This window comes from Pseudomonas sp. NY15372 (genome assembly GCF_048068215.1).
In the GTDB taxonomy this organism is placed as follows: Bacteria; Pseudomonadota; Gammaproteobacteria; order Pseudomonadales; family Pseudomonadaceae; genus Aquipseudomonas; species Aquipseudomonas guariconensis_A.
The window spans coordinates 53,746-72,240 of the sequence record NZ_JBLUPY010000005.1 but is presented as its reverse complement, the minus strand read 5'-3'; the positions used below and the strand labels follow the sequence as shown (position 1 = coordinate 72,240).

Sequence of the window (18,495 nt, the reverse complement as noted above, 5' to 3'; positions counted from 1 at the left end):
TGTGATACGCGATAGCCCAGGCGCCGCCAAACGCGACGTCAGGAGGCCGAGTGGAAGCCTTGCGCAGGTGGGTGCCAGGCATGGATGCCTGGCAAGCGGCGCAGGGCCATGGATGGCCCTTCGCCGCGCCCCGCCGGAGCAAGGCTGGAGCGAGGGAACCCCGGAGCGCAGCGCAGGGGCCGGATGCAGGAGCCAGCGTTTTTTGGTTACTTTTTGTCGCGTTTGACAAAAAGTGACCCGCCGTAAGGGCGGAAAGGTGAATAAGCGTCGCCATCGCAAATGGACTTTGCGCTTACGTCAAAACCAACAATTTATCGACTGCATTGAAATAGCGAAATATCCATTCGCCATGGCGGCGCTCACTCACCTTTTCGCCTTTACGGCGACCTACTTTTGCTCTTGGGCAAAAGTAGGCAAAAGCCGCTGGCTCCTGCATCCGGCCTCCTGACGTCGCGTTTGGCGGCGCCTGGACCATCGCGCATCGCAAGCAGAAGCAAAGGCAAAGGCAAAGGCCGGTCGGTCATTGGGGGCGACTTGCCTCGCGGATTGGGCCTGCCCGTGCTACCTCTCAGAGGCCGCCCAGCACCCCACCCATCCAGCGCCCACCCAACAGCAAGTGGTCAACCCAGAACACCTGGTGCACCGCCACGATGCCCGAGAATGTCAGCTGATACGACACCTTGCGCGTCTTATGCCGGAACAGCTGCTGGGCCAGCAACGCGCCTGGCCAACCGCCACACAGCTCGCTGGCATGCAGCACCTTTTCCGGCGTGCGCCAGGCTCCGGTCCGGGCTTGTTGCTTGTCTTGCCAATACAACATCAGGCTAACCAGGCTCACCGCCGGGTACAACGCCAGGGGCAGCCAGGACTGCCCGCTCCAGGCCATATGCACCGCCCCTGCCAGCGGCAGCAGGCACAGTCCGGCAAGTACCAGCAGCTTTAGGCCCAGGTTGCGAACGCCCTCCTGAGTGCGTTCGCCGCCACGGCGAGGCGCGGTCTGGGTGCGTGCCATATCAGCCGTGTGCCGTGGCCCAGTTGACCCAGCCGAACTGCCAGGTCGCCAGGATCAACAGGCCGAAGACGATGCGATACCAGGCAAAGGCCGCATAGCTGTGGTTGGCGATGAACTTGAGCAGGCCCCGCACGGCGATCATGGCGAAGATGAACGACACCACGAAACCGATCGCGAACACCGGCAGGTCGCCCGGCTGGAACAGGTCGCGGTATTTGTAGCCCGAGTATACTGCCGCCCCCACCATGGTCGGCATGGCCAGGAAGAACGAGAATTCGGTCGCTGCCTTACGCGACAGACCGAACAGCAGGCCACCGATGATGGTAGAGCCGGAGCGCGAGGTGCCAGGGATCATCGCCAGACACTGCACGAAACCGATCTTCAGGGCATGGCTCCAGCGCATGTCATCGACGTGATCGACCTCGATGCGGTGCTCGCGACGCTCAGCCCACAGCATGATCACCCCACCCACCACCAAAGCTGCCGCCACGGTGACCGGGTTGAACAGGTATTCGTGAATCAGGTCGGCGAACAGCACGCCCAGGATCACCGCCGGGAAGAAGGCGATCAGCAGGTTAGCCGTGAATCGGCGCGCCGTCGGCTGGCTGGACAGCCCCAGCACCACGTCGAAGATCTTGCGCCGGAACTCCCAAACCACGGCGAGAATCGCGCCGAGCTGGATGATGATGTTGAAGGCCATGGCTCGCTCGCCACCGAAGTCGATCAGATCGGCGACGATGATCTGGTGCCCGGTGCTGGAGATGGGCAGAAACTCCGTCAAACCTTCGACGATCCCTAAGATGATTGCCTGAAAGGCACTCCAAAAATCCATTGTTCCCCCGATGAGGCGCTGCTGCGTACAGGCCCCTTGTTCTTGATTTACATATGGTTGCCGCGAAGGCCCGGCCGTTTTACAGCCACGACGGGGCCAATGCCAGCGGAAAAGGCCCAGATACCTAAAGGTTTCATCTTGCGCGGCCGAGATCCTATCAGAGCAGCCTGTCGATGGCTCGCGTCAGATGCGACACGAAAGGTCTGGCCCGGCACTTAGCCCTTGGTCGACTGTGCCGCATCGGCCCCGGCATGCTTGGATGCACCTGATAACAAGAACAACGGGGAGTACCTTTGATGAAGACCTTGAGGTCGATGTCGATCAGCCGGCGCCTGTCGCTGATCCTGCTGGTCTCGGTGGGCATGCTGGTGGCCTTCGCCCTGCTGATGCTGCGCCAGCTCCATGGCGACCTGTATCAGGCCAAGGCCGAGAAGACCCGGCACGTAGTGCAGACTGCCGCCGGCGTGCTGGCTTACTACCAAGGCCTGGAGGCAGCCGGTACGCTCACTCGCGAGGCTGCCCAGCAGCAGGCCCTGCAGACTGTGCGCAGCCTGCGTTACGACAAGGACGACTACTTCTGGATCAATGACCTGGCGCCCAGAATGGTCATGCACCCGACCAACCCCAAGCTCGACGGCCAGGACCTTTCCGGCATCCGTGACCCCGACGGTTTCGCCGTGTTCAACGAGATGGCAAGCCTGGCGCGCAGCCAGGGCGCAGGCCCGGTGGACTACCGCTGGCCCAAGCCCGGCGCCAGCGAGCCGGTGGCCAAGACGTCCTACATCCAGCTGTTCAAGCCCTGGGGCTGGATCATCGGTTCGGGCGTGTATGTCGATGACGTGCAGGCCGAGTTCACGCGCCAGGTGCGCGATGCCTCCCTGGTGGGGCTTGGCATCGCCCTGTTGATGGCGCTATTGGTCGTGCTGATCGCCCGCAGCATCGCCCGTCCATTGCAGGAGGCGGTGCAGGCCATGGCCACCATCGCCAGCGGCGAGAGCGACCTCACCCGCCGTCTGGATACCCATGGGCGTGACGAGGTCACCCGCCTGGGCGAGCATTTCAACCGTTTCAACGGCAAGCTGCAAGGCGTAGTCGGCCAACTACAGGGCGCAGCCCATGCCCTGGCCCGATCGGCCGGGCATGTGGGCGACAACGCAGGCCAGGCCCAGGCGCGCAGTGCCCAGCAATCGTTGCAGATGGACCAGGTGGCCACGGCGGTCAACGAAGTCACCTATGCCGTGCAGGACGTGGCCAAGACCGCCGAGCAGGCCGCCAGCGAAATGCAGGCGGCGCAGCGCCAGGTCGACCATGGCCAGCAGGCGATCCATGGCAGCCTGCAGCAGATCGACCGACTGTCCAGCACCATCGACCAAGCCGTGCAGGTGATCGGCGAGCTGGCCGGGCACAGCACGCGGATCGGCGGCGTACTGGAAGTGATCCGCTCGATTGCCGAGCAGACCAACCTGCTCGCGCTCAACGCCGCCATCGAGGCGGCCCGCGCCGGCGAACAGGGCCGCGGGTTTGCCGTGGTTGCCGACGAGGTGCGGCTGCTGGCCCAGCGCACTGCACAGTCGACCGCCGAGATCCAGGCCATGATCGAGCACCTGCAAGGCCAGTCTGAGGCGGCGGTCAGGGCCATTGGCACCAGCAGCGAAGCCTCGCGCCAGACCGTCGAACAGGCCCGCGAGGCGGGTACCAGCCTGGATGCCATCAGCCAGGCGCTGCACAACCTCACCGCCCTCAATGCCTCGATCGCCAGCGCCACGCTGCAGCAGGCCCATGTGGTAGAAGAGATCAATCGCAACGTGCTGGAGACCGCCGGCCTGTCGCAACAAACCGCCGACGCGGCGCGCCAATCCAGCGACGCCGGCGCCTCCCTGGCGCGGTTGAGCGAGGAGTTGGAGCAGCTGCTGCACCAGTTCCGGGTGTGACCGTACCGCTCGCTCGTAGCCGGCGCCGCCCTTGCCATTTAATTGCGCTACCAGGGCCGGCCCAATCGCGGGGCAAGCCCCGCCAGTTTAACCACAACGCCTGGAGGTACCCCTACAGCTTCCCTGCCCTACAGGCTACAATCGCGCCCTCAACCTTTGCCCAAGGATCGCCGATGTCCGGCCTCGAACTCTTCGCCGCCGTACTCGGCGTCATCGCCGTGTGGCTCACGGTCAAGCAGAACCCCTGGTGCTGGCCGATCGGCCTGGTGATGGTGCTGCTCTACAGCTGGATCTTCTACGAAGTGAAGTTGTATTCCGACATGCTCCTGCAACTGGTCTACGCCGTGCTGCAGCTATACGGCTGGTGGCAGTGGACCCGCCCTGACCATGTGGAAGACGCACGCCAGGTTTCCAGCCTGGCGACCGGGCACGTGTTCACCGGCCTGGGCGTGGGCCTGCTGGCGAGCCTTGGCCTGGGCGCCGCCATGGCGCACTGGACCGACGCGGCACAACCCTGGCTCGATGCGGCCCTGACCGGCTTCAGCCTGGTGGCGCAGGTGTGGATGGCGCAAAAGCGCGTGCAGTGCTGGGCACTTTGGGTGGTGCTGGACGTCGTCTTCGTTGGGTTGTTCCTCTACAAGGGCCTTTATCTCACCGCGGCGCTCTACGCGCTGTTCACCCTGATCGCCGTGCGTGGCTGGCTGCAATGGCGCCGTGACCCGGCATTGGCCCCGGCATGAAGGTCTTGGTGCTGTGTGGGCCGGAGTCCAGCGGCAAAAGTTGGCTCAGCGGCGAAATCCAGGCGCATTTCGGTGGCGTGGTCGTCGGTGAGTACGTCCGTTATTTCATCGAGCAGGAACAGCGCGACACCTGCTACGCCGATATCCCCGCTATCGCACGCGGCCAGCTTGCCTGGGAGGACCAGAGCCGGCAGCAGGCTCCGGAGCTGTTGATACTCGACACCCACCTGCTCAGCAACATCCTCTGGAGCCGGGTACTGTTCGCAGATTGCCCCACCTGGCTCGAGCAGGCCTTGCTCGAACGCCACTATGACCTGCACCTATTGCTCAGCCCACAAGGTGTCGGCTGGGTCGGTGACGGCCAACGCTGCCAACCCCGCCTGGAAGAGCGACAAAGATTCTTCGACGACAGCCTGAGCTGGCTGCGCGCTCACCAAAAGCCGTTTCAAGTACTCGAAGGCGACTGGCCCACCCGCCAGGCCCAGGCCCTGGCAGCGGTGGCACGCTTGCTTGACGGCCAAGTGCCAGCTTGCGCCACCGAGTGTTAATTTTTTGTAACTGCACAGGCGGCTCGGCCCCCCATTGTTGGGGGCTTTGCCACAGACCTGGGGAAACTGTTTCAGCGGTGATACAGCCGCTGCCGTAATCCCGCGACGCATGGGTTTTCAGGGCTTGCGCAGCGATGGATGGCTTTTCTGTATCAACCTTGAAACAGAAAAACGCCAAACGCTCTCATTAACCATCCAACCTGTTGATTCCACGACGAAAATCAAAAGCGGCACGACTTTCGCTCTACCTCTGTCAACGCTGAAGGGCCAGCACACAGAGAAGGGAGCATCGCCGTGGGGAACAACAACAAGGCACTGTATGCACTGCTCGTCCTGGGTTGTCTAACCGCCGCAGCCCTTCCCCTTCCCGCCAGCGCCGAGGGCAACGGGATCATCGTCCTGACCCGCGATGTCCAGGCCCGCCAAGCCGCCCGCAGAACCGGTACGCCCGACCCCTACCCGACCACCGTCAATACCAACGAGTCGGCCCGGATAAAAGCCCAGACCAACGAACTGACCGATGGCGACTTCGCACGCATCGCCAGCGGCTCCACGGTCAATCGCATGCTCACCACCGATCATTCAGGCAGCTTGCGCGGCCTGGATACCGTGCAGTCCCGGCTGCCCGGTATGGCGGGCGGCTCGGGTGCAGGTGCCGGAGGTGGCAACAACATCTCCAACACGGTCAACCAGAACGTCCAGCGCGGCCTGGCGCCGCTGCAGATCCTCACCCGGGGCCAATGACATGCGCGCATTCAAGCTCTCCCTGCTGTGCCTGGCACTGTACGGCAGCCAAGCCTTGGCCGGCTCGCCAGTGGTGGACAACGCCACCCTCGACGCCAGCGGCCGTACCTACCAGGGCAATCTCGGCATCAACCAGGCCGCAGGCGACGCCCAACAACAGGCCAACGTCCGGGCCATGGCCATCGGCACCAACGCCAAGGCCACCACCGAGGTACACCAGCGCAACGACTTTCTTGCCGACCCGGCCCGGGACAGCCGCGCCAGCATCCACGGCAACGCTTTCAGCAACGGCAACGGCCTGCTCGGCATCAACCAGTCCGCCGGCGCCGCCACGCAGCAGGCAAACGCAGTACGGATCGGCATCAGTGCCGTCCCGCAAAGCATCGACGACAGCATTCTCAGCCAGCAGAACGTCTCGCTGGCCAATGGCTCCGAGGCAACGGACCGCGCTCCCGGCAGTCGCCAGGTCACGACCAGTGACCAGGCCTTCACCGGCAGCCGAGGCGTGATCCAGTTGAATCAGAGCGCCGGGGTGGGCAACCGAATGGGCAACACCCTGAGCGTACGGGTCGCTGACTGACCCACAAGTGTCTTCAACACAACACTTAACAACGAGAAAAAGTGGAGAAACACCATGAAACCTAAAATGGCACTCAAGCCTCTGGTCTTCGCCCTCGCAGCGGTCATGGCAGTTGCTGCACAAGCTGATAACCGGCACAACAACGGCCATCACGGCCACCACAACAACCACGACAACGTCCTGCTGCAATTGCTGGTCAGCGCGGGTGCGGCCGCCACGGTGACCGATACCCAGGTCAACACCGGCAACACCGTGCGTAACGAAGCGACCGAAAACGACGCGGCGATGGAAGATTCGGCCAACCGCTCCAACGGCAACTTGGGCGCCAACGTGGCTGCCGGCGACGGCAACCAACAGGACAACGTGGCCGCCATCGCCACCGCCGACGAACGCTTCATCTTCGGCAGCGCCATGGCCATTTCGACCGCCACTCAGGTCAACGCGGGCAACGCCGTCAAGAACTTCTCCACCAGCAACACCGCCAACCTGGTCGACTCGGCCAACGGCAGCTCTGGCAACATCGGTGTCAACGTCACCGCCGGCGACTTCAACCAGCAGAAAAACAACCTGGCGATCGCGGTATCGGGAGGCCGCGTAGCCATGGCCGCTTCCACCGCGACTCAAGCCACTACCGGCCTGAACGTCGAAAACAACGCCGACCGCAAGATGGACAAGGAAACCCTGCACGCCAGCTTCAAGGCCTACGGCCAGTACAAAGGCGATGGCTGGGGTTATGTGGAAGACGAAAAAGGCTACGGCCACGGCCATGGCCATGACAAGGGCAAAACCGACAAGGACCCTCTGAAGTTCCACGAAGAAGGCAGCTTCGGCCTGGCCGGTGTCGCTACCTACCAGGTACTGACCCCCAACGGCTGGAAAAACCCTGTGACCAACACCGCCACCATGAGCAACTCGCTCAACGGTGTGTCGGGCAACGTGGGCGCCAACGTCTCGGCAGGTTCGGGCAACCAGCAGAGCAACTCGCTGTCCATCGCCGCAGGTTGCAGAGCCTGCACCGGCCTGTAACACAGCCAATCGGGGCCCTTCGGGGCCCCTTTCCTGTTTCGCGTCGGGGGAGAAGGCCATGCGCGCAGTCCTGCTTGCCGCACTCATGTTCCTGGCCGGCCTGGTCGAGGCCACGCAGATGCCGATCGCGGCGATGCCGGGCGGCACCTTGGTGTACAAGCCAGTACAGAGCATCCGCGAGCGTCGCTTCGCCGACCTGGTGCAGCAGAAGACCGATTTCAGCTGCGGCGCCGCCGCACTGGCCACCATCCTCAAGCAGGCCTATTGGCTCGATGTGGATGAAAGCCAGGTCATCGAAGGCATGCTCGCCCAGGCCGACCCGGACACAGTCAAGGTCCAGGGCTTTTCCATGCTCGACATGAAGCGCTACGTGGAAAGCATCGGCATGCGTGCCCGGGGCTACCGGGTCGAAGCCGACAGCCTGCATCGGGTGAGCATCCCGGTGGTGGTGCTGATGGACATCCGTGGCTACAAGCACTTCGTCGTGCTCCAGCGCATCAACCGGGGCTGGGTGTACATCGGCGACCCGGTGCTGGGCCACAAACGCTACAAGTTCGACGATTTCGTCAAAGGTTGGAACGGCATCATCTTCGCCGTCATCGGCCCCGGCTACGACAAGGCTAACGCCTTGCTCGACCCACCGGCCCCGGTGACCGCCAAGAACCGCATCAATGGGTTCTACCCGGTGGACGATGCCCAACTGATGGAATTCGGGTTCATCCAGAGCGACTTCTTCTAGTGATTACAAAGGGGCACGGAGCTCCGGGGAGCAGCGATGAAGACAATCACCTGGCTGGTAGCGGCATGCCTGGCTGCCAGCCTCCCGACCCAGGCGCAGACGTTCAAGCCCATCGAGGTCAAGGACCAAGAGTTGGCGCAACTGCGTGGGCGTTATGTGATGCCAGGGCGGATCATCAGTTTCGGCGTGGTCATGAGCAGCACCTGGCAGAACGCCGCCGGTGACCGCATCGGCGCGACCACGACGATGCAGGTGCAGCACAACAGCTTCAAGCCGCAGTTCTACGTCTCCATGACCGGCAAGAACGGCGGCGGCATCGCTCCAGGCCAAGGCCATGGCGTGGTCACCGGCGGTGGCGGCCTGGGCAATACCCAGGGCGTGACTCAGTCGGTCCGCGCGGCCGGTGACAACAACAGCGCCTACAACGATGTCGCGATCAATGTCAGCGAAGGCGGCAAAGGGCCTGCCACCACGCCGCAAGGCCAAGTGCTGGCGTCGGGCAAGACCCTGACCAGCAGCAACAATGCCGGCACCCTGAGTGTGTCGAACACCGGCAAGGGGATCCAGATGGCCATCCAGGCCAACAACAACCAAGGCTCGAGCCTACAGCGCCTGTCCGATGGCGGCCTGCTGCAAACCACGACGCTGCTCGGAGGCAACAACGCTGTCAGCAACCTGACCCAGCTCAATGTGGTGCTGCGCGACAACCTGCCGTCGGCCGGCGCATTGAACTGCAATCTCGATCAACTCAAGGGCCTTCGAATCACCGGCTATTGATCTACGCTTCGTCTCACCATCGTAGTATTCGTAGGGACGGCTAACTTATGCATCGATTCATGTCGTTGAAAGCAGTTGTCTGTCTGGGCACCCTGGTGCCTTCCACCCTGCTCTATGCTGCCGCCGATCCGCAGGTCGAGGCCCTGAAAGCCGAACTGGCCGCATTGAAGGAACGTTACGAAGCCCAGCAGCAAGCCTTGATGGTGCTGGAGCAACGGGTCCGCCAAGTTGAAGAACAACCCGTCGCACCCCCACCCAAGCGCCTGACCCGCTCCCCCGCCTCGCAGCCACGCAACAACCAGGCCATCGCCGCCTCCGGCGGGGCCGCGGGAGCAACGGGGTCGTCCTATGGTGAATCGCTCAAGGACGACTCGGAACCAGCCCAGAGCGTGTCCAACCTGTATGACGAAGCCAGCGGCTTCTTCGGCGGTGGCAAGTTCAGCCTCGAGACCGGTATCACCTACGCTCGCTACGACACCCGCCAGTTGATCCTCAACGGTTTCCTGGCACTGGACTCGATCTTCCTGGGCAACATCAACCTCGACCGGATCAAGGCCGACAACTGGACCCTGGACCTGACCGCCCGCTACAACTACGACCAGCGCTGGCAGTTTGACGTCAACGTCCCGATCGTCTACCGCGAGTCGACCTATCAGTCCGGCGGCGTCGCCGGTGCCTCCAATGATGTCTCCGAACGAACCGTCACCCGCGACCCCGCGCTGGGCGACGTCAACTTCGGCGTGGCCTACAAGTTCCTCGACGAGTCGGAGAACACCCCGGATGCAGTGCTCAGCGTGAGGGTCAAGGCCCCCACCGGCAAGGACCCCTTCGGCATCAAGCTGATCCGCGACCCGCTCAACGACAACCTCACTTACCCCGAAGACCTGCCCACCGGCAACGGTGTGTGGTCGATCACTCCGGGGATCTCGCTGGTCAAGACCTACGACCCGGCCGTACTGTTCGGCAGCCTGTCGTACACCCACACGTTCGAGGAGAAGTTCAGCGACGTCAGCCCCACGGTCAACCAGAAGATCCCAGGCAAGGTGAAGATCGGCGACAGCTTCCAGATCGGTGCAGGCGTGGCCTTTGCCTTGAACGAGAAGATGTCGATGTCGTTCTCGGTGTCCGAACTGATCGCCCGTCGTTCACGGATCAAGTCGGCCGAAACCGGCGACGAATGGGCCGACGTCAAGAGCAGCGACGCCAATGCGGGCTACTTCAATATCGGCATGACGCTGGCTGCGACCGACAACCTGACCATTGTGCCCAACCTGTCGATCGGCCTGACCGACGATGCGCCTGACTTCACCTTCAGCCTGAAATTCCCGTACTACTTCTGACCGACCACCCTTGCTCGTCCTGAGGGCTGCTTCGCAGCCCTTTCGCGGCGCAAGGCCGCTCCTACAGGCCCCCTGCAATTCCCAATTCGGCCTGTGGAAGCGGCCTTGCGCCGCGGCCTCGTGGGCTCGTGTCACCCTTGCATCCCGTCTGCAAACCTCGCCCCCCGCCAAGCGCCTGTTATCATGAAGCACACTTGAGTGACTGTTTCATGACAAGAAGGAAGTCTTTGTGAAAAAACTGCTCGGTCGCCCCAGCACCCGGCTCGTGGCGCTGGCCACGCTGGTGTTGGCGATCCCACTGGGCATCCGGGCCGCGCTCGGCTGGTCCACGCCCCTTGGCTATCTCTCCGACCTGGCCATCGGCAGCTTATTGGTGCTCTTGCTGCAGCGCCGCGCCTGGTGGCTGGCATTGCCCGTGCTGCTGGCCTGGGCCAGCCTGATCGTCGCCAGCGCCGAGCTGGTCAGTGCCGTGGGCCGCCTGCCCACCAGCGCCGACCTGAACTACCTGTTCGATGCACAGTTCATGGAAAACTCCACCGGCGGCGGCCTCGCCCACCCCTGGCTGCCCTGGGCACTCGGCGCTGGTGTGTTGGCTTGGCTGGGCAGTGTCTGGTTCAGCCGTGGCACACCTGGCGTCATCCTGCCACGCATGGCCTGGGCCATCCCCGTGCTGTTGTTCGGCGTGCATTGGGGTAGCCAACACCTGGCTCCCTCCGATGCCGACCAATGGCGCCAGTACAACCTGTCGCACCAGCTGCTCTCGGCTGCAGTGGGCGACCTCGAGCGCCACGCCCTGGCGCGCTTCGGCGAGAAGCCGACGTTCAAACCCCTGCCCTCTGCGGGCCTGACCCAGTCCGACCTCAACGGCCATAAGTTGCTCAAGGCACCCGGACAGGCGCACAACGTGCTGGTGATCGCCTTGGAAGGCATCCCCGGGGCCTATATACGGGCCAACCGCCAGGCACTGCACAGCCGCTTCGACGAAGACCTGATGCCCAAACTCAGCCGCTGGGCCGAGCGCGGCATGAACACGCCCGACTACGTGCTGCACACCCATCAGACCATCCGCGGCCTGTACGCACTGCTGTGCGGCGATTACGACAAGCTGGCCAACGGCACACCGAAAGGCATGGAGATGTTGACCCAAGATGTGCGCAACCAGGCCTGTCTGCCGGCGCAACTGCGCCATGCGGGGTTCAGTACCCATTACCTGCAGGGTGCGGGCCTGCGCTTCATGGCCAAGGATCGGATCATGCCGCACATCGGCTTCGACTCGGTACATGGCCAGGAATGGTTCAGCAACAAGAATTACCTGCCTTTCCGGTGGGGCAAGGACGACCGGGCCTTTTTCGAAGGCGCGCAGAAGTACGTGAAGCAGTTACGCAAGCAGAAGCAGCCGTGGATGCTGACCCTGCTGACCGTCGGCACCCACCAGCCGTATTCCGCGCCGCAGCGTTACCTGCAGCGCTACGACACGACCAAGCAGGCAGCGGTGGCCTATCTGGACGATGCCCTCGATGCCTTCCTGGTGAACCTGGAGCGCCAGGGGGTGCTCAAGGACACCCTGGTGGTCATCACGTCGGATGAGTCCCACGGTATCGACGGGGTCCGCCTGGCCTCCTCTTGGGGGTTCAGCCTGGTCCTGGCGCCGGAGCAGGCCCAGTTGCCGCGTCTGAAGCAAGGAACCTACGGCCATGTGGACATGGCCACGTCGCTGCTCGATTACTTTGCCCTGCCGATCCCGGCCGCCTTGAGCGGGCGCTCGCTGTTCCGTGATTACGACACGGGCCGTGAAATGATTGCCTACACCAACGGCATGCTGCGCTACCACGATGGCCACGGAACCTTGACCGAGTGCGACTTCCAGCAACGCTGCCGACGGTACGCCAGCCAAGGCTTCATCGCCGACCAGGCCGAATATATGGATCGTGCCACCGATACCACCGGCCAGCAGCTCACCGCCCTGGCCAATACCCTGGACCAGTCACTGCTGCAGACGCCGTTGAACCTGCGCTACCAATTTGGCGGGCCGGCAGCGATCCAGCTACGTAAGCGCATCCGTGACGAGTGGGCCGACAACCTGATCGGTGCGCAATACCTGGAAATGCCCGAGGGCTCCCATACGCGCGTACGGGTGATCGTTCGTTCCCTGGACCCCAAGCATGACGCCTATATCCAGCTCAAGGCCAAGGAATACGAACAGGATGTGCCGCTGGGTTTGCCGGAAGAGATCATCGTGACAGCCGACCGACCGCTGGAGCTGGAGTTCGGCTTCGACAACCCTTCGGCGCGCAAGGCGTTTTCCTTCCACCTGCTGGGGTATGGCGGGGGTGAGGTGGAGGTCAGCGATTTCAGCGTGATCACCGGTGTTGCCGGGGGCGGCTGATACGCCCCCGCACGCCCCCTAAAGTGGCGGGCCCGATATCAGCATTGCCCGGCAAGGGCTTCGCCCTTGATCGCGGGACCAGCCCGCTCCTACAGGGGATCGCGCTGGCCGCTTGTTCTTTGCGCGCCTATACGGCGATCAGGCGATCGCCGCGTCCACCAAAACCTGGGCCTCGCGCACCAGGCGCTGCAGGTGCTCTTCGCTGACGAAGCTCTCGGCGTAGATCTTGTAGATATCCTCGGTGCCCGATGGCCGTGCGGCGAACCAGCCGTTGGCGGTCATCACCTTCAAGCCACCAATGGCCTGACCGTTGCCCGGTGCATGACTGAGGATCTGCTCGATTGGCTCACCGGCCAGTTCCGTGGAAGTCACCTGCTCGGCAGCCAGCTTGCTCAACAGCGCCTTCTGCCGTGCATCGGCCTTGGCCTCGACGCGGGTGGCGAACGGCTTGCCCAACTCGGCGGTAAGGTCGGCGTAGGCCTGGCTCGGGTTGCGTCCGGTGCGGGCGGTCATCTCGGCGGCCAGCAATGCCGGAATCAAGCCGTCCTTGTCGGTGGCCCAGACGCTGCCATCCTTGCGCAGGAACGAAGCCCCCGCACTTTCCTCGCCACCAAAGCCGAGCGAGCCATCGAACAGCCCTTGGGCGAAGAACTTGAAGCCCACCGGCACTTCGTACAGCTCGCGGCCCAGACGCGCTGTGACGCGGTCGATCAGCGCGCTACTGACCACCGTCTTGCCCACGGCCGCGTCGCTGCGCCAGTGCGGGCGATGGCGGAACAGGTAGTCGATGGCCACGGCCAGGTAGTTGTTCGGCTGCAGCAGGCCGTCCGGGGTGACGATACCGTGGCGGTCGTGGTCCGGGTCGCAGGCGAATGCCACGTCGAAGCGCTCGCGCAAGCCGATCAGGCCCTGCATGGCATGAGGCGAGGATGGGTCCATGCGGATCTGCCCGTCCCAGTCGACGGTCATGAAGCGGAACGTGGGGTCGACCTCGGTGTTGACCACGTCCAGGTCCAGACGGTAGTGCTCGGCGATGGCCTGCCAGTAGCGCACCCCGGCACCGCCCAGGGGGTCGACGCCCAGGCGCAGCTTGGCGTTGCGGATAACGTCGAAGTCGATGACGTTTTCCAGGTCCGCCACGTAGCGGCCCACGTAGTCGTAGCGCTGGGTAGTCGCTGCCTGCAGGGCCTGCGCATGGTCCATGCGCTTGACACCGGCAAGGCCAGCGGCCAGCAGTTCGTTGGCCTTGGCTTCGATCCACTTGGTGACGTCGCTGTCGGCCGGGCCGCCGTTGGGCGGGTTGTACTTGAAGCCACCGCTCTGGGGCGGGTTGTGCGACGGCGTGATGACGACGCCATCGGCCAGGCCCTGCTGGCGGTCACGGTTATGGCAGAGAATGGCATGGGACACCGCCGGGGTCGGGGTGTATTCATCGTCCTTGGACAGCATCACCTGCACGCCATTGGCGGCCAGCACTTCCAGCGCGCTGGCTGCAGCCGGTGCGGAGAGCGCATGGGTGTCGGCACCGACGAACAGTGGGCCGTCGATGCCTTTTTCCTGGCGGTACAGGCAGATGGCTTGGGTGATCGCCAGCACATGGTCTTCGTTGAAGCTCAGCTCGAGCGAGGTGCCTCGGTGCCCGGAGGTGCCGAAGGCCACGCGCTGGGCCGCCACCGCGGCGTCAGGGCGGCCGGTGTAGTAAGCGGTGAGCAGGCGGGGAATATCGACCAGCACGCTGGCCGGAGCCGGCTTGCCTGCCAAAGGACTGAGCGTCATGCAAGAACCTCGAGTTCAACGGATGTAGGTGTTGGAACGCGCAGTGTACTGGGAGTTGCAACGCCGTGCGATGGGGCCCGCGGCGATTATTCGCCCGCCACCTGCCACCAGCCAGGGAACATCTGCCGTACACGCGGCTCGGCGAAGCGTTCGTCGATCAGCAGCAGCACGCCTTGATCCTGGTCGCCACGGATCACCCGGCCGGCGGCCTGGATGACCTTGCGCACGCCTGGGTACAGGTAGGCGTAGTCGAAGCCTGCACCGAACTGCCGGCCCAGGCGCTGCTTGAACTGTTCGTTGACCGGGTTGACCTGGGGCAGCCCCAGGGTGGCGACGAAGGCACCGATCAACCGGGTGCCGGGCAGGTCGACGCCTTCGCCAAAGGCGCCGCCCAACACCGCGAAACCGACCCCCTGCCCATCGGGCACGAAGCGGGCGAGAAACGCCTCGCGTGCCCCTTCGTCCATGCCCGGAGCCTGTTCCCAACGCGGGATGGTCGGGTAGCGCTCGGCCAACAGCGCGGCCACTTGGCCGAGGTATTCGAAACTGCTGAAGAACGCCAGGTAGTTGCCCGGCGCGCGTCGGTACTGCTCGGCGATCAGTTCCACGATCGGTGCCAGGGAGGCATGCCGTTCGCGATAACGGGTGCAAACCTGGCTGGCGATGCGCACCTGCAGCTGCTCGGCCCGAAACGGCGCGGATACTTCGAGCCAGGCGGTGTCGGCCGGCATGCCCAGCAGGTCGGCGTAGAAATGCCGGGGGTTGAGCGTGGCGGAGAACAACGTGACGCTGCGCGCCGCACTCATGCGCGGGCCCAGCAACCGCGCCGGTATCACGTTACGCAAGCACAAGGTGGCCAGCCGGCGCTTGCGCGGGCCGCTGCGCACGCTCACGTCGAAGATGAAGTGTTCGTCGAACAATTCCGCGACCCGATTGAACTGCAAGGCCTGGAAATAGAACTGCAAGACGGCCGGCTCCATCTCGCCCGGGGCCTGTTCAAGACGCACCTGGATCAGCCCGATGCACTGCTGCAACGCGCCAAGGAACGCCCCGGGCAACTGGTCGCTGGCCTCGTAGGGAGCCCGTTGCGCCTTGTACAACGCGTTCCACTGCCGGTTGAGTCGGTCCAGGGCGCTGCCCAGACCCGCCGGCTTGCCTTGACGCAACGCCTGCAATTGGCCCTGGTCGAGGCTTGCGCTGTACATGCCGCGCCCCCGCTCTACCAAGTTGTGGGCCTCGTCCACCAATACCGCGACCCGCCACTGGTTGGCCTGGGTCAAGGCATGCAACAAGGCATGGGCATCGAAGTAGTAGTTGTAGTCGGCTACCAGCACATCGACCCAGCGCGCCATCTCCTGCCCCAGGTAGTACGGGCAGACCTGGTGCGCCAGGGCCACCTCGCGCAGGCCGGCACGGTCGAGCAGCGGCCGTTGCGCCGCAGCCTCACGCGCGGCGGGCAGGCGATCGTAGAAGCCTCGCGCCAACGGGCAGGACTCGCCATGGCAAGCACTGCCGGGATGCTCGCAGGCCTTGTCCCGAGCGATCAGTTCCAGGGTACGCAAGGCCGGCTGCGGTGTGGCCTCGGTGACCTGGCGCAGGGCATCGAGGGCCAGGGCCCGCCCTGGGGTCTTGGCGGTGAGGAAGAACAGTTTGTCCAGTTGCTGCGGCACCATGGCCTTGAGCAATGGGAACAAGGTGCCGAGGGTCTTGCCGATACCGGTGCTGGCCTGGGCCATCAGGCAGCGGCCGGTACTGACCGCCTTGTACAGGGTCTCGGCCAACTGGCGCTGGCCCTGGCGGAACTGTGGGTAGGGAAAGCCCAGGGCCTTGAGGTCGCGGTCGCGCTCGGCCAGGCGCCTCTCCTGGGCCTGGGCCCAGGCCAGGAAACAGCGGCATTGGCTTTCGAAGAAACGCTGCAGGTCGGTGGCGGTGTGCTGCTCGCTGATCACGGTCTGCCGATCGCTGTCCACGTCCAGGTACACCAGCGCGACCTCGATCGAATTCAGTTGTCGCGCCTGACACAGCAGCCAGGCGTAGACTTTGGCCTGGGCCCAATGCAACTGGCGATGGTTGCCGGGTTGGCGGGCCAGGTCGCCACGATGCGTCTTGATTTCCTCCAGGCGGTTGGCTGCCGGGTCGTAGCCATCGGCTCGCCCCCGGACCTCGAGCCCCTGGTACTCGCCTTGCAGCGCCACCTCGGACTGGTACCCTGCCCCGCGCCTTGCCACCACCCGGCGATGGCCGGCAATACCTTCCTGGGCCGTGGGCGACGGCGTGAAACGCAGGTCCAGGTCCCCGACCTTGGCGCTGAACTCGCACAGCGCGCGTACCGCCACGGTGTAGGTCATGCCGTATCGCTCCAGCGGACATGGCAGACCGCGACTGGCAAGCCGTGCTCACGGCAGAATTCCAGCCAGCGCAGCTGGTTGTCCTGCAGGCGGTCACCGGGCCCCTTGACCTCGACCATGCGGTAACGGCCTTCCCCCGGCCAGAACTGGACCAAGTCGGGCATGCCGGCGCGGTTGTTGCGGATATCTTGCAACAGGCGCAGGAAGCACTGTTTCAGGTGCATCGCCGGTATGCAGTCCAACGCCTGCTCCAGCAGCTCTGGCGTGAGCATCGGCCAGAACACGAAGGGCGATTGCAAGCCCTGCTTGGCCACAAAGCGCTCGGCTATGGCCTGCCGGTAGCTACCATCGTCGAGTCGAGCGAGGCAGGCGTCGAACAGGGCGGTGCGACGCTGCCGGAAATCATCGTCGTGCAGGTCTTGAGGGCCGGCCTGGAAGGGGTGGAAGAACGCGCCAGGTACCGGGGCGAAGATCGCCTCCCAACACAACAGGCCGAACAGGCTGTTGAACAGCGTGTTTTCCACGTAATGACAAGTGCCCCCGCCCTGGGTCAGGTGCAGGCGCACCGCCTCTTCGACGCCGAGTTCCGCGAGCGCCGCTGGCAGCTCCAACTCGATCAGCTCGAGCTCCGCTGCGCGGCGACGGGCCCCAGGTGGCCCGCCCAGCTTGCGCGAAAGGCGTGGCAACATGCGGGCCAGCGCCTGGGACTCAAGGGCATTGGCCGGGGCAGCGGCCATTTCCGACGCCAGTGCGTGGGCCTGCGCCCATCGCTCGCTACGCTCCAGGGCCCGTACCTGGCGGATACGTGCCTCGGGGTGGTTGCTCCGACCGTACACCTCGAGGGCCTGGTCCCAGTCGCCCAGTCGCTCGCAGCGTTGGCCAATGCCATACAAGACCCGGGAATGGCGCCGGGCAAGCCAGGGGTTGTCGCTGTGCAGCCCCTCCAGGGTAGCCAGCACGACGCCTGGCGCCTCCCCTTGCTCCAGGCGTTCGGCACACTGATGCAAGGCCATGGCCAGATCGACCTCGACGCGTTGGCGCAATGCCCGAGAGTCGGCACTGAACGGCACCTGCTCATAGCGCAGCACACCCAGGTCGGCAAGTACGAACTCTGACCAGTCCTGGTACAGGTTGCCGAAGAACAACAGGCGCAAGCGATCGCATAACGGTTGCAGGCGCCAATGGAAAATACGCACAGGGCAGGACGGGAACCATTGCGTCAGTGGCCGGGGCGAAAGCGCCAGTGGCAACAATTGCGCCAACAACTCGGCCTTTGCTGCCCGGGGCCGACTCAGTTGCGCAGCGAAGCACTGAACGAGTTCTTCCTTGCGCAGCACACCGAACAGTTGCTCCAGGGCCAACGTCACGTGGTCACATACCCACCCAAGCTGCAACAACGGCTCGAGCGCCACCTGCCACGGGCCGATTTCGGCGTAGTCGAGCCGGTCACTGCGGAACAACTCCCCTTTGCGCATGACCATGCGCACCAGCATGGCCTGGGCAGGCTGGGGTAACTCGGCAAACGTGCGCAAGAAGCCCTGCTCGGCATCATCGAGCACATCGGCATAGCGCTGCTGGACCCATGCCACGACCTGCCTGAAGTTGTGCAGGTAATAGAATGGGTCGTCGACGGAATGGGCAATCACGGTGACAGGGCAAATAGCGGGACAGGCACTGGTTATACATACAGACCAGCCCCGCTGACAAGCGCCCCGG

16 protein-coding genes are annotated in these 18,495 nt (G+C 64.1%); 11 read left to right on the top strand and 5 right to left on the bottom strand.

The features are described 5' to 3' along the window. The first annotated feature begins 256 nt into the window (after nt 1-256). On the top strand, nt 257-448 hold the full coding sequence (locus tag ACNFG0_RS05880; protein WP_196146512.1) for a hypothetical protein: 192 nt from the start codon (nt 257-259) through the stop codon (nt 446-448). A gap of 120 nt (nt 449-568) precedes the next feature. On the opposite strand, the gene ACNFG0_RS05875 is transcribed toward ACNFG0_RS05880, so the two are convergent. Together ACNFG0_RS05875 and ACNFG0_RS05870 are read right to left on the bottom strand one after the other, a co-directional pair. Further along, nucleotides 569-1,012: a DUF1294 domain-containing protein gene (locus ACNFG0_RS05875; protein ID WP_416764244.1), complete on the bottom strand. Its 444-nt coding sequence runs from the start codon at nt 1,010-1,012 to the stop codon at nt 569-571. Nucleotide 1,013: 1 nt separating this feature from the next. Next, on the bottom strand, nt 1,014-1,844 hold the full coding sequence (locus tag ACNFG0_RS05870; RefSeq protein WP_196146510.1) for an undecaprenyl-diphosphate phosphatase: 831 nt from the start codon (nt 1,842-1,844) through the stop codon (nt 1,014-1,016). A 296-nt stretch (nt 1,845-2,140) separates the two neighbouring features. Here ACNFG0_RS05870 and ACNFG0_RS05865 point away from each other — a divergent pair, with 296 nt between their 5' ends. From ACNFG0_RS05865 to ACNFG0_RS05820, 10 genes are all read left to right on the top strand, one after another. Then, nucleotides 2,141-3,775, top strand: a complete 1,635-nt coding sequence (locus ACNFG0_RS05865; RefSeq protein WP_416764243.1) for a methyl-accepting chemotaxis protein — start codon at nt 2,141-2,143, stop codon at nt 3,773-3,775. A gap of 173 nt (nt 3,776-3,948) precedes the next feature. Then, a complete protein-coding gene (gene pnuC, locus ACNFG0_RS05860; protein ID WP_416764242.1) occupies nt 3,949-4,515 on the top strand; it encodes a nicotinamide riboside transporter PnuC in 567 nt (188 codons plus the stop codon). Further along, nucleotides 4,512-5,063, top strand: a complete 552-nt coding sequence (locus tag ACNFG0_RS05855; RefSeq protein WP_416764241.1) for an AAA family ATPase — start codon at nt 4,512-4,514, stop codon at nt 5,061-5,063. The genes pnuC and ACNFG0_RS05855 overlap by 4 nt, the downstream gene beginning before the upstream one ends. 294 nt (nt 5,064-5,357) lie before the next feature. Beyond that, a complete protein-coding gene (locus ACNFG0_RS05850) occupies nt 5,358-5,807 on the top strand; it encodes a hypothetical protein (RefSeq protein WP_196146506.1) in 450 nt (149 codons plus the stop codon). 1 nt (nt 5,808) lies between these two features. Beyond that, nucleotides 5,809-6,387, top strand: coding sequence for an adhesin (locus tag ACNFG0_RS05845; protein ID WP_416764240.1), 579 nt, complete (start codon nt 5,809-5,811; stop codon nt 6,385-6,387). A gap of 54 nt (nt 6,388-6,441) precedes the next feature. Then, on the top strand, nt 6,442-7,413 hold the full coding sequence (locus tag ACNFG0_RS05840) for a heme utilization protein (RefSeq protein WP_416764239.1): 972 nt from the start codon (nt 6,442-6,444) through the stop codon (nt 7,411-7,413). Nucleotides 7,414-7,471: 58 nt separating this feature from the next. Further along, nucleotides 7,472-8,152, top strand: a complete 681-nt coding sequence (locus ACNFG0_RS05835) for a C39 family peptidase (protein ID WP_196146503.1) — start codon at nt 7,472-7,474, stop codon at nt 8,150-8,152. A gap of 36 nt (nt 8,153-8,188) precedes the next feature. Beyond that, nucleotides 8,189-8,929, top strand: coding sequence for a hypothetical protein (locus ACNFG0_RS05830; RefSeq protein WP_196146502.1), 741 nt, complete (start codon nt 8,189-8,191; stop codon nt 8,927-8,929). A gap of 47 nt (nt 8,930-8,976) precedes the next feature. Then, nucleotides 8,977-10,269 (top strand): hypothetical protein, encoded by a 1,293-nt coding sequence (locus ACNFG0_RS05825; protein ID WP_416764238.1) that lies wholly within the window; start codon nt 8,977-8,979, stop codon nt 10,267-10,269. A gap of 229 nt (nt 10,270-10,498) precedes the next feature. Next, on the top strand, nt 10,499-12,655 hold the full coding sequence (locus ACNFG0_RS05820; RefSeq protein ID WP_196146500.1) for an LTA synthase family protein: 2,157 nt from the start codon (nt 10,499-10,501) through the stop codon (nt 12,653-12,655). 138 nt (nt 12,656-12,793) lie between these two features. Here the strand turns inward: ACNFG0_RS05820 and pgm are convergent, their stop codons facing one another. From pgm to ACNFG0_RS05805, 3 genes are all read right to left on the bottom strand, one after another. Then, entirely contained in the window at nt 12,794-14,431 is a 1,638-nt protein-coding gene (pgm, locus tag ACNFG0_RS05815; RefSeq protein WP_416764237.1) for a phosphoglucomutase (alpha-D-glucose-1,6-bisphosphate-dependent), read from the bottom strand. An 86-nt stretch (nt 14,432-14,517) separates the two neighbouring features. Next, nucleotides 14,518-16,779: an ATP-dependent DNA helicase gene (locus ACNFG0_RS05810; protein ID WP_416764236.1), complete on the bottom strand. Its 2,262-nt coding sequence runs from the start codon at nt 16,777-16,779 to the stop codon at nt 14,518-14,520. Next, nucleotides 16,776-18,425 (bottom strand): VRR-NUC domain-containing protein, encoded by a 1,650-nt coding sequence (locus tag ACNFG0_RS05805; RefSeq protein ID WP_416764235.1) that lies wholly within the window; start codon nt 18,423-18,425, stop codon nt 16,776-16,778. Before ACNFG0_RS05805 ends, ACNFG0_RS05810 begins: the two co-directional genes overlap by 4 nt. Between the last annotated feature and the right edge of the window lie 70 nt (nt 18,426-18,495).